The 12,663-nt window shown below is 24.7% G+C and carries 12 protein-coding genes; 4 read left to right on the top strand and 8 right to left on the bottom strand.

Annotated elements, in window-relative coordinates; genetic code table 4:
* Positions 1 to 826 precede the first annotated feature (826 nt).
* The 3 genes from AACK81_RS01870 to AACK81_RS01860 all read left to right on the top strand — a co-directional run bounded on the left by AACK81_RS01870 (position 827) and on the right by AACK81_RS01860 (position 3,984).
* Positions 827 to 1,156: a hypothetical protein gene (locus AACK81_RS01870; protein ID WP_338962042.1), complete on the top strand. Its 330-nt coding sequence runs from the start codon at positions 827 to 829 to the stop codon at positions 1,154 to 1,156.
* Positions 1,157 to 1,324: 168 nt separating this feature from the next.
* Positions 1,325 to 3,007, top strand: coding sequence for a phospho-sugar mutase (locus tag AACK81_RS01865; protein ID WP_338962040.1), 1,683 nt, complete (start codon positions 1,325 to 1,327; stop codon positions 3,005 to 3,007).
* 14 nt (positions 3,008 to 3,021) lie between these two features.
* Positions 3,022 to 3,984: a 3'-5' exoribonuclease YhaM family protein gene (locus AACK81_RS01860; RefSeq protein WP_338962038.1), complete on the top strand. Its 963-nt coding sequence runs from the start codon at positions 3,022 to 3,024 to the stop codon at positions 3,982 to 3,984.
* A 118-nt stretch (positions 3,985 to 4,102) separates the two neighbouring features.
* Here the strand turns inward: AACK81_RS01860 and AACK81_RS01855 are convergent, their stop codons facing one another.
* Both AACK81_RS01855 and AACK81_RS01850 read right to left on the bottom strand, forming a co-directional pair.
* Positions 4,103 to 5,152 (bottom strand): hypothetical protein, encoded by a 1,050-nt coding sequence (locus AACK81_RS01855; RefSeq protein WP_338962036.1) that lies wholly within the window; start codon positions 5,150 to 5,152, stop codon positions 4,103 to 4,105.
* Positions 5,153 to 5,336: 184 nt separating this feature from the next.
* Positions 5,337 to 6,287 (bottom strand): IS30 family transposase, encoded by a 951-nt coding sequence (locus AACK81_RS01850; RefSeq protein ID WP_338960236.1) that lies wholly within the window; start codon positions 6,285 to 6,287, stop codon positions 5,337 to 5,339.
* Positions 6,288 to 6,531: 244 nt separating this feature from the next.
* Between AACK81_RS01850 and AACK81_RS01845 the strand changes: the two genes are divergently transcribed.
* Positions 6,532 to 7,317, top strand: coding sequence for an ankyrin repeat domain-containing protein (locus AACK81_RS01845; RefSeq protein ID WP_338963011.1), 786 nt, complete (start codon positions 6,532 to 6,534; stop codon positions 7,315 to 7,317).
* A 36-nt stretch (positions 7,318 to 7,353) separates the two neighbouring features.
* Here AACK81_RS01845 and AACK81_RS01840 read toward each other — a convergent pair whose 3' ends face one another.
* From AACK81_RS01840 to ftsY, 6 genes are read right to left on the bottom strand one after another with little or no spacing between them, the layout of a single operon-like run.
* Positions 7,354 to 8,025 (bottom strand): copper homeostasis protein CutC, encoded by a 672-nt coding sequence (locus AACK81_RS01840; protein ID WP_338962034.1) that lies wholly within the window; start codon positions 8,023 to 8,025, stop codon positions 7,354 to 7,356.
* 18 nt (positions 8,026 to 8,043) lie between these two features.
* Positions 8,044 to 9,219 carry a methionine adenosyltransferase gene (gene metK / locus AACK81_RS01835; RefSeq protein WP_422397364.1) on the bottom strand — a complete coding sequence of 392 codons (1,176 nt, stop codon included), beginning with the start codon at positions 9,217 to 9,219 and terminating at the stop codon, positions 8,044 to 8,046.
* 11 nt (positions 9,220 to 9,230) lie between these two features.
* Positions 9,231 to 10,208 (bottom strand): alpha/beta fold hydrolase, encoded by a 978-nt coding sequence (locus AACK81_RS01830; RefSeq protein ID WP_338962030.1) that lies wholly within the window; start codon positions 10,206 to 10,208, stop codon positions 9,231 to 9,233.
* 30 nt (positions 10,209 to 10,238) lie between these two features.
* Complete coding sequence (locus tag AACK81_RS01825) at positions 10,239 to 11,066, bottom strand: TIGR00282 family metallophosphoesterase (RefSeq protein WP_174480992.1); 828 nt, start codon at positions 11,064 to 11,066, stop codon at positions 10,239 to 10,241.
* A gap of 15 nt (positions 11,067 to 11,081) precedes the next feature.
* A complete protein-coding gene (gene ylxM / locus AACK81_RS01820) occupies positions 11,082 to 11,396 on the bottom strand; it encodes a YlxM family DNA-binding protein (protein WP_174481096.1) in 315 nt (104 codons plus the stop codon).
* Entirely contained in the window at positions 11,389 to 12,372 is a 984-nt protein-coding gene (gene ftsY / locus AACK81_RS01815; RefSeq protein WP_281749505.1) for a signal recognition particle-docking protein FtsY, read from the bottom strand. Before ftsY ends, ylxM begins: the two co-directional genes overlap by 8 nt.
* Positions 12,373 to 12,663 lie beyond the last annotated feature (291 nt).

The raw sequence follows: 12,663 nt of genomic DNA, 5'->3' as shown, positions 1-12,663 counted from the left end.
TTTTGTTCCAAAGTTCCTTTAAAACTTTAATACAATTGTAACTCATTTACAAGAAATTCCAAGTAAAATCAATAAAAAAATTAATAACTTAAAATTAATATAAAGAGATAAATAAAGATTGCATTTGCAATCTTTATTTATAATTGTCCTGAAATTGTTTTTAAAACAAAATTTTTTATATTCACTGATTGAAACTTCAGTTTTATTTATTAAATCACTCACTTGTTTTTGTCATTTTTTAACTAAGTTTTTCATCTCTACATAGTCAGGTGTAACAATAGAAACAAAAATAATCATTTGTTTCATAATTTGTAACTCAGCCTCACAATGTTTCTTATTGACTAATCTGGCGTCTCAAGCATAAGCAAGAACTGTTCTATTGCTTACTGCTACTTTAATTAATTTGTTTTAGTTTTATCTTTAGGAATTTCTTTTAATCTTTTTTTCCTTTTCTTTAAAACTTTAATTTAATAAAAATCCTAACATAGAAATATATCTATATTAGGACTGAACAATTATTAAATTATGAATATATAATAACATAAAAAATAATACTTTTGATGAAAATTATAATTAACACTTATATAAGTATTAATATTTAATTTCCTATACATGTATTTTTTATAAATAATTAAATTATAAAACTTCTAAGGAAATAACTATTTCTAATTAAACAATAGTTATCTAATACAAGAATAAATAAAAAATATCTATATTAAATATAGATACTATGATATAATTTTTCTAAAATTAATATAAGTTTTTACCTATTTACTTTTATTTTAAAGTAAATAGGTTTTTAATTTAAAAAAGGAGATATTTAAAAGTGCTATATAGTAAAAAAACAGAAAATCTTATAACAGAAAAAGAAAAACAAGTTTTTAAAGAAAAAACAACAACAAATTCAAGAAAAATTAAACCACAATTACCAATAACAACATCTCTTGCTGAAATATTACTAAATAATAATGAAAAGCTTGTTGGTACTATTACTAGTGATCAGTATCTTAATAAAGATAACAAACAAGTACCATTATATAAAGTAATTAAAACTTCAGAACCAAATAAAAAAATAAACATTAAAGCAATAAATTCTATTAAAAACGACAAACAACCAATAACAATTCTAAATAAAACCAATTCACAATCAATATAAAAATAAAATAAAATTATTAAAGATTAAAATTGAAATTTTTAATAATTTTATTTTTTATTATTTAATTAAAAGTTTATGTTTAGATTAACTACTAAAATTTATTTTCTTCTTATTTTATAGTATGATTTACCTATAAACTTAATTTTTTATTATAAAGGAGAAATAATAATGAATGTACTAAAAACATATGAGATTTGAAAAAAGCAAAACTTACCACAACACTTAAAAAAACAATTAACTACAATGTCTAAAAGTGAAATTGAAGATGCTTTTACTACAACTTTAGAATTTGGTACAGCTGGCATGCGTGGTATTACTGGAGTTGGTACCGGCAGAATTAATGAAATTATTATTATGAAAGCAACTGTCGCATTTATTCAATATTTAAAATCTGCTTTTTCTGAAAAAGACTTACTTCGTGGTGTTATTATTGCTCATGATAATCGTCACTTTTCAGCAGAATTTACAATGTTAACAGCAAAAACTTTAGCCAAACATAAAATTCCTGTTTTTTTATTTAAAAATAATGATTTAAGACCAACACCAGTACTTTCATATAGTATTAGAAAAGTTAATGCTCTTGCTGGAATTGTTATTACGGCCAGTCATAATCCTCCTGAATATAATGGTTATAAAATTTATGATCAATATGGCTGTCAATTTCTTCCTAATGTTACCAATATAATTAGCAATAAAATGGAACAATTGCCTGATGATTTTCAATTAACATTCGATTATGATACTAACCTAATTAAAGAAGTGCCTTCAACAGTAGAAGATAATTATCGTGATGATATTAAAAATTTACAGTTTTATCCACAAGTTAAAAATCGTAACTTTAAAATTGTATTTTCTAATCTACACGGTACTAGTCGTGAATGAGTTAAACCAATTTTAGAACAATGCGGTTATGAAATTATTTTAGTAACAGAGCAAGCTAACTATGATCCTGATTTTAAAGGTGTGGTGTCACCCAATCCCGAAGTAAAACCAACATTTGATTTAGCAATTAAACACGCTAAAAAACATGATGCACCATTAATTATTTTAAATGATCCTGATGCTGATCGCATTGGTATTGCTGTAAAACATAATAATGATTATGTATTATTAACAGGTAATGAAACAGCACCAATTTTATTAGAATATTTATTAAGCCATTATCAACTTAATAAAACAATGCCAAAAAATCCCGTTATGTACAATACATTTGTTACTTCCAATTTATCTGACATGATTGCTAAATCATACGGATGTCAAGTCATTAAAACGTTAACTGGCTTTAAATGAATTGGTGCAGAAATGCTAAAAGAAAAAGCACGTAACATTAACTTTGTTTTTGGTTTTGAAGAAGCATATGGTTATGTTATTAAAGATATTAATCGTGACAAAGATGGTATTCAATCAGCAATAGTAGCAGCAGAAGCGGCTTGATATTATCAAAATTCACAAAAAACATTAGTTGATGTTTTAGAAAATATTTATCAAAAATTTGGATATTATTACTGTTATACTGTTAATCTTATTTTAAAAGGAAAAACAGGACAAAATACTATTAATAATATGTTAGAAACATTAAGAACTAGTAAAATACCAACGCTTAATAATATTAAAACAATTAAAGTTGAAGATTATCAAACTGGTTTACATGGAATGCCATCGCAAAATTTACTAAAATTTTACTTCAGTGATGGTTCATGATTTGCTGTTAGACCTAGTGGAACTGAGCCAAAAATTAAATTCTATTTTGTTTGTGTTGATAAAACCATTAATGATGCACAATTAAAAATGAGAAAAATGTATGAAGAATTAGCTATCAAACATCTAAATATCAAAGATATAAAATGATAGAAAGGAACTAAAAAATGACTGTAATTAAAGATATTAAACCTAATAATGTTTTAAGTTTAGTAGTAATTATTAATCGAGTAATTCAAGGTGTTGCTTCTAACAATACTAATTATTTAAACTTACAATTACAAGATAAAACTGGGACAATTTCAGCAAGAATTTGAGACGTAAGCAAAGAAACTATTGAACAATTAACAATAGGACAAGTAATTAAAATTGAAGCAAATAGCATTAATTATAATAATGAAATACAACTAAAAATTAATAATTGAACTATTATTACTAATCCTAGTGAATATTATGATTTATTACTTACACAAGCACCAATTAATATTATTGAAGCATGAACTGAAATTAGTCAAACAATAAAGGAATTTAAAAATCCAATTTTAAAAAAAGTATTAATCCAATGTTTTAATAAAAAAAATATTGATGATTATAAAAAATGACCAGCAGCAGTTAAAATGCATCATGCTGTTCAAAGCGGTTTATTATGACACTCAGTAACAATGCTAAGAATGGCAAAACAAGTAGTAGCACTTTATAATGATCGTAATATTAATAGTGAACTATTATATGCAGGAATCATTATGCATGATTATGGAAAAATGGTTGAATTAAATAATAATCCTATTAGTTCATATACACTATCAGGTAAAATGATTGGTCATATTTCATTAGGTGCAATGCAAGTTACACTTGCTTGTAAGGAATTAAATATTAACTTAGAGGAAGAAATCGTAGTTTTATTACAGCATCTAATATTATCTAGTCATGGTAAATATGAATATGGCTCACCTGTCTTACCAAAAACAATAGAAGCTGAAATTTTACATCATTTAGATAACTTAGATGCAAAAATCTATGCAATTGATGAAGCATTGGTTAATATTAATGTTGGTGAATCAACTGCTCGTATTGCAAGTATTGAAAATAGAATGTTTTATAAACATCAAAATTTAAAAGAAAAAAAATAAAAATGTTACTTGAATTTTTTTCAGATTTAAAATACAAATTCCCTTTTTAATTTAAAAGGGAATTTGTATTTTAAAGTAATTTTTCAATTAATTTTAGTTAAGTTTCCATTGAATAAAATTAAGTTATATTTATTCAAATAGGAAAGAAATAACCATCTTCTTCTTTTACACTACCATAAAAAATTATTATTAATGCTGGTTTCTTTGTTTCTTTATTTTCAAATCAATTATTAGAAACCGGCTTTTCATTTAGATCATAAATTTCATTTTTATTTGTAAGTTTATTAAAATCAATTTTTTCCTTATACATACCTTCTAATATTGACTTAGTAAGATATTCAAATTTTTTTTGGATTTTTTTTAAACTATCTGTAACATTTGCAATTGCCTGCTGTTTATCTGATGTAGCAGGAGTTGAAGGATTTTCTGGTGCAAATTTGGCTACTGGTTTAGTTTTCTCTGCAAAATAATTTTGCATATCAATATCTGAAATAATTGTTTGTTTAGTTATATCAATCATTGTTGAACCTTGATAATTTGGATCATTTGAATTACTACTTATTTTGACAACTATTTTAGATACTTTTTCAAGTTCTTGTTTATTGTTTGTTATTTCTTGATTATTTTCGTTATAAAATTGAAGTTGATAACCAGCAGCTAATGGTGTTGACTTAAATTCATCAAAACTATTTATATTACTAATTAATTCTTTATAACTTTTACTTGGATTAGCAATAATGTCTAAACCAGTTAATTGAGTAATAGTACTTAAATCAGTTTTATCAGATTGTTCTTTTATATTTATTTTAATTGGTGCTGTTGAACCTTGATAATTCAAATCATTACTATTGCTAGTAATAACTATATATAAATCACCAACTTTTTCTAATTTAGTAGTTATATCATTTTTAGCTTCTTTATCACTAAAATATTTAATTACAGGGTTAACTAACTTTGGATTTAAGTTTTTAACTTCTGTTGTATTATTTATTAATGTATCTAATTTTTTATTACTTTTATTAACATCTATAGTAATATTTGTTGTTAATTTAGTAATTTTATCTTTTAATTCTGTTTTTTGTGTTGTGTTATTATTACAAGCAACAACTGATAATGATATTGGTGTTGACATTGTTAAGATCGATAATAATTTTACTAAGTTTTTCATTTTTTACCTCGCTTAAAAATAATAAGTTAATTTAAAAACCAATAAAGATTTTGAATTAATAATATATGAAAACCAAATATTTTACAATATAACTTTAATATGCAAAAATACTTGTAAATTAAGAAATTTTTTAAAAAATTTCTTTTCTTTTTTTATATATGCTAAATTGTAAAGGTAAGTGCAACTAAATTATTTTTCTATCCAAATATTCGATTGGTGAAAGATAATTTAGTATTTTTCTTGGTCTTTGGTTTAAAGACAATATAAATTTATGAACTTCATTTTTATTAGTTTTTGAAAAAATAAATTTTTTAGGAAATTTTTCTCTAATTAAACCATTAGTATTTTCATTAGTACCTCTTTGTCAAGGTGAATATGGATTGGCAAAATAAATTTTTATATCTAAATTTTTTTCAAGTTGTTGTCAATTTGAAAATTCTTTGCCACGATCAAAAGTAATAGTTTTAACAATGTTTTTAGGAAGAATTGATAAATAATAACTAACATTTTTATTAATAACTTTAGTAGTTCTGTTTTTAACTAATATTGCTAAAGTAAATCGTGATACTCTTTCAACTAAAGTTATTAAACATGATTTGCTTTTACCTCGTGATGATACTATAGTATCTCCTTCTCAATGACCAAGTGTTATACGATCATTAACATTTATATCTCGTTCTTTAATTGATTTACCATTAAACTTGCCACGATTTTCTTTAGATTTTCGTTTTTTACCTTTTCTTCTTAAATTTTTACTAGTAACTTTATCAAGCATTCCAAAATAAATTCAAGTATAAATTGTTTTAAAACTAATAACTCACTCTTTATGAAAATTTTTAATTCTGCCATAAATTTGTTCAGGTGATCAACCTAATAGTAATTTTTGTTGTACATATTTTACTAAATTCTTATTTTTAAACTTATGAAAACTAATATGTGATTGTTTTCGATTTTCAGCTTTATTTTGTGCAATTAATGAAAAATAATGATTATTATCTTTATTTCTATTAATTTCTCGAATAATAGTACTAATACTTCGATTAAGATTTTTAGCTATTTCACTAATTTTAAATTTAAATTTCAATTGATTCTCAATATAAATCCTTTCATCTATGCCAAGATGTTTATAACTCATATAAAAACTCCTTACTTTTTTCTAAACTAAATTTAGCATTATGAAATTTTTATATGAGAATTTTTTGCAATTTTATTTACTTGCACTTACAAGTATAACTCAGCATATTTTAAAATTATTTTTTAATTAAAAATGATAATTTTCTATTACTAGTAAAGAAAATATGATATTATATTATTAAAATTTAATATAAGTTTTTAACCTATTTACTTTATTTCAAAATAAATAGGTTTTTTGTTTTAATTTAGAAAAGGAAGATAAAGAAATTCCTAAAAATAAATTTTTAACAGCTATTGAAGAAGGTGACTTACAAACAGTTAAAACTTTACTATTTGATTCTGATAACAATAAGTTCGATATGGAGGGTGACTTAATAACAGCTGCTGATTATGGTCACATTGAAATAGTTAGATTTTTAATCCAAAATAATACTGATATCAATCATATAAATAGTACAAAAGATACTGCTTTAACACTAGCTGCTGAACAAGGTCACACAGAAATAGTTAGATTTTTAATCCAAAATAATACTGATATCAATCATATAAATAGTACAAAAGATACTGCTTTAACACTAGCTGCTGAACAAGGTCACACAGAAATAGTTAATCTTTTAATAACAAACGGCGCTAACGTTAATCATATAAATAGTACAAAAGATACTGCTTTAACACTAGCTGCTGAACAAGGTCACACAGAAATAGTTAATCTTTTAATAACAAACGGCGCTAACGTTAATCATAAAACAAAATTTGGCAATACTGCTTTAACAAAGGCCGCCAAAAATGGCCATTTAAATGTAGTTGATTTATTAATAGCCAATGATGCTGACATTAATCAAATAAATTTACGTGGTGAAACTGCTTTAATAAGAGCACAAAAACAAAAACATACAAAAGTAGAAAAAATTTTAACAAAACAATGTTCTTTAGAATCTAATAAAAATGAAATCAATGCAACTAATTATAATAATAAACCATCAATAAAGGTTACTGTTCTTTTAGTACAAAAAAACAGTAACCTTTATTAAATGTTTAAGCTTATCTATTATAAAACTTTTTATTATTTATGCAATATTTTTAATATTATTAATTAATTTATAATTAATAGGATTATTAAAATTATTATCTTCGTGCACACATTTTCCAACATGAATATCATTAATACTGTTTTTTAATAAAACATTAACATTTTCTAAATTAACTCCACCACCAGCAAGAATTTTTATTGGTAAATTTAATTTCTTTAATTCTTTAAATTTATTAATATTATTCACAATATTATCTTGACCACCAGACGTTAAAACTGTAGTAACACCTAATTTTACTAATTGTTCTAAAGCTTGTTTTTTATTAAAAATTTCATCAAAAGCACGATGAAAAGTTATTTTTAAAGGCTTTGCTAATTTAATAATTTCACTCATTCTTTCAACATCAATATTATTATCTTTAGTTAAAATACCACAAACAATACCTGATGCATGAGTTGTTTTAATAAATTCAATATCTCTTTTAAAGATTTTAAAATCATTATCAGTAACATTAAAACCATTATTATTATTATTTCTAACCATAACCATTACTGGTTTCAATGAAATTTTACATGCTTCAGCAATCAATTCATAACTTGGAGTATAACCACCAAATTCCATAGCAGTACAAAGTTCAACTTGATCAGCTAAAGAATTATTAATTTTTTCTATATCTTTTAAAGATGTAGCTATTACTTCTAAAAACATAAAATATTTCTCCCCATCTTATTTTTTTGGTAAATAAGTTTTCAATAAACTAACTTTATCTAATTTCTCTCAAGGTAATTGTAAATCATTTCTACCAAAATGACCATAAGTTGATAATTGTTGATAATTTTGTTTCAATAACTCTAATTTATCAATCATAGCACTAGCAGAACAATCAAAGACTTGATAAATTATTTCTGTTAATTTTGCCTCTGTTAAACCGGAAATAATAGTTTGATGAGTATTAACAAATATTGCAATTGGTTCAGGAGTTCCAATTGCATAAGCTAATTGTACTTCACAAATCTTTGCTAAGTTAGCAGCAACAATATTTTTAGCAATATACCTAGCATAATAAGCACCCGTTCTATCAACTTTAGTGGGATCTTTTCCTGAAAAAGCTCCCCCACCATGACAAGCAGCTCCACCATAAGTATCAACCATTAATTTTCTTCCTGTTAAACCAGTATCACCGGCAGGTCCACCAATTACAAATTTACCGGTTGGATTAATTAAATATTTAAAATCAAGATTTAAATGATATTTATTAGCAATATATTGCATAATTTCTGTATGAATAAACGTTTTAAATTGTTTTTCATCATAATTTGCTTGATGTTGAATGCTCATTAAAATAGTATGTATTTTTAAATTTTTAGGGTCTTCTTGATCAATAGTAACTTGCGCTTTCATATCAAGAAGTGCATACTTAAATTTTTTTTCCTTTCGTAATTTTGTAGCTCGTTTAATTAATTCATGTGCTAAAACAATTGCTAATGGCATATATTCTGATGTTTGCTGACATGCATAACCAAACATTATTCCTTGATCACCAGCACCAATTTGATGATTTTTTAATTCAACACCTTGTAAAATATCAGGTGATTGTTCATGAATTAACACTTTAATTTCACAAGTAAAACCATTGAATCCAATTTCATCATTTATATAACCAATTTCAGTAATAACTTTTCGCGCAATTGCTTGATAATCAACTTGAGCGTGACTATGAACTTCACCGCCAATTAAAACAAAATTTGTAGTAATAAAAACCTCACATGCTACTTTGGCATGTGGATCTTGTTTTAAAAAAGCATCCAAAATTGCATCAGCAATTTGATCGCAAATCTTATCAGGATGACCAGGAGCAACAGACTCACTAGTAAAAAGAGGATGGGTAATATTAGGTATTAATTTCATATTTTTTAACCTTTCTCAAGTAAAATATTTTTTGTAATTCATGGCATAATTTCATTATCAAATATATCTTTAATATTAGGTTCATTAATTAAAGCATGTTTACCATCAAAAATAAAAACATAACTATGATGTTTCTTCCAATATTTTTTATTAATTTTAAGTTGATGAAAATCACTAAATACATCATCAGCGCTTTGCAAGATTAACGTTGGAAGTTTTGAATTACTAATTTCCATTATACTTTTTTTATTAATTTTTTTAAATTGTAGTAAAAAACGTAATGATCAATTTTGACGATTACTATATCTTTGATTTATATTAGTAATATGAGCATTATTACTAGAAATATCTTGATTTTCAACATAGATTGGCATTTGAATATTAGAATTAAAAATAAAAGCAAAACAAAAACAAATAATAAAACTTAATGAAAATTGATAAAGATTTTTTTTAGTCACTAAATTACTAGTAATTAATGCTGATACTTGTGAATTATTTTTAACAGCATGACTAGCAATAGCTGCGCCTAATGATTCACCAAAAACAATAATTTTTTGATTGGGATATTTAGATTTTACTGCACTTATTATATCTTTTAAATCATTAATATCAGTACCTAATGATTTAAATTTTCAATCTTGTCCATTTTTACCATTACCTCTTCGATCATAAGTAATCAAAGATAGTTGTGATTTTTTACAAAAAGAACTTAGTAATTTAAAATCATCTTTTTGACCTTGCAAGCCATGAGCACCAATAATAATGACTGTACTTTTATCAACCATTTGCTTAAATAATTTTACTTCATAACCATCACGTAAAATAATTACCTTTTCTCGTATTTCAGCAGCTTGTTGTACATGAACATTGTCTTTAATTTTTGCCATTAATAAAATTCTTAAAATTACTAATATACTAATCCCAATTAAAATCGAATATAAACCATTTTGTTCAGTAAAAAAATTAGCATTGTTTCATATCATGTTAAAGTTAGTCCCTTCCTATATTTGTAATTATTCGTAAATTTTAAAATTAGGTGCTTGTGGATGAATAAAAATACGTTCAATTTTTTGTGCTTTATTTGTTTCATCATTAATAGTTAATAAAACAGCTGAAAATTGACCTTCACCATCTGCTGGACTAAATTTTGCCGGCATACTTTTTTTATCACGAATAATAACTTCTTCAGCTTTAGCACCAATAATAGAATAAAACGGACCTGTCATTCCAACATCACTAATAAAAGCGGTACCTTTTGGTAATAAACGATTATCTGCTGTTTGAACATGAGTATGAGTTCCTACCACACAAGTAACTTGACCATCAAAATTTCAAGCAAAAGATAACTTTTCCGCTGTTGCTTCAGCATGAAAATCAATAATATGAATGTCACTTTTTTCTTCACTATTTTGTTTATCAATCGTAATAAGTTGTTCAAGAGCAAAATAAGGATTATCAGATTTATCCATGAAAGTACGACCAATTAAGTTTGTTACACGCACTTTTTTATTACCAACTTTAACTAAAATTGTACCATTACCTGGATGATAAGGATTATAATTTAAAGGACGCAATAAATCGGGAGTTGTATTAATATACTTAGCAACATCAGGATGACCAAAAATATGATTACCGGTAGTAATAATATCAATACCAGCATTTTTTAATTCATCATAGTGTTTTTTACATAATGATTTACCATGCGTAGTATTTTCACCATTCGCAACTACTAAATCAATCTTAAATTGATTTTCATATTCCTTTTTTATTTTAGGAATTCAATATTTAACCATTTGTCTACCAACAATACTGTAAATATCACCAATTATTAAAATTTTCATTAATTTCCACCTGCTTTATTCTATTTTATCAATTTCTTGTAAAACTTTAATAAAATTATACTTTTCCGTATATTTTTCATATATTACTTGTCGTTGTTTATATTTTTCATAAAGATGCAACTTACTTTCATATTTATTTAATAAAATAATAACTTTTTGTAGACTATCATGAACAGCCGTTCGTGATACTTTTTGTAAATCAGCGATTTCTTGTAAAGATAAATTCTCAATAAAGTAATTTGTAAAATATTGTTTTTGTTTTGCTGTTAATAATGTATTATAAAAAGCAAATAAACTATAATATAAAACTTGTTTTTCTAAACTATTCATTTTCATACTCCACAAACAAATCACTTGTTAAACTAAAAATATACTTATCTAAATCAAACTCTTCCAAGTCATTAATACCTTCACCAAAACCCATTAATTTAACAGGAATATCTAATTCTTCCTTAATAGCAAGAATAATACCACCTTTAGCAGTACCATCCATTTTTGTTAAAATAATGCCAGTCAAAGAAACAATTTTCATAAATTCTTGCGCTTGATTAATACCGTTTTGTCCAGTTGTACCATCAATTACTAACAATGTTTCATTAGCTTCATGTCCTAATTTCTGAGTAATAATTTTATTAATCTTTTTTAACTCCTGCATCAAATTAACTTTATTTTCTAATCTTCCTGCCGTATCAACAATAATAACATCACAACCTTCAGATTTAGCTGCTTCAACTCCAGCATAAACAACACTAGCTGGATCTTGCTTTGGTGTTCCTAAATAACAAGGAATGCCAATTCTTTCTGCTCAAATTTGTAATTGTTCAACTGCACCAGCACGAAAAGTATCAGCAGCAACTAGAATTGGTTTTTTACCTTGTGTCTTTAATTTAGCTGCTAATTTAGCTGCTGATGTTGTCTTACCATTACCATTAACACCAACAACTAAAAATAACGAAATATTATTACTACTAAAATTTAATCTTGTAGAAACCAACTGACCATCAGTATAAATAACAAACATTTTATCAATAATAATATCATTAATATCTTTTGGTTTTGTTAATTTTTGGATTTTGGCTTCATGACGAATTTCATCAGTAATAGTTTCTGCCATTTTGTATCCAACATCTGCTAAAATTAATACTTCAGTTAATTCTTCAAAATATTGTTCATCAAGTTGATGATAACGCGCTGCTAATGCTTTAATTTTAGATGCAAATAATGTTCTTGACTTTTTAAGGCCCTGATCATATTTAGTTGTCTTTTGACCAAATAATTTTGTCTTTAAATTTTTAAAAAATGCCATATTTTCACCTACATTGTTTATTATACCAATAAATAACTAGTTATTTATGACATTAATACTTTAATTTTATTAAAATATTAATAGTACGATTTAAAAGTTTTATTTAATAAGTAATTTATTATATTTTAATTTAATAATAAATCCAAAAAATATCAATCAATTTTTCTTGATTTTAACTAAAAATAAAAGATTGCTTTTGCAATCTTTTTAACTTGTTTTATTAAATACATGATGAATTTGATGGTTTATATCCACTTGTTGAAGGTTGATTTTGTAAATCCATTGCATTTA

Source organism: Spiroplasma endosymbiont of Lasioglossum villosulum (assembly GCF_964020195.1).
Taxonomy (GTDB): Bacteria; Bacillota_I; Bacilli_A; order Mycoplasmatales; family VBWQ01; genus Spiroplasma_E; species Spiroplasma_E ixodetis_A.
Note: the sequence above shows the minus strand (reverse complement) of the source record. Positions and strands in the feature narration are given on the sequence as shown.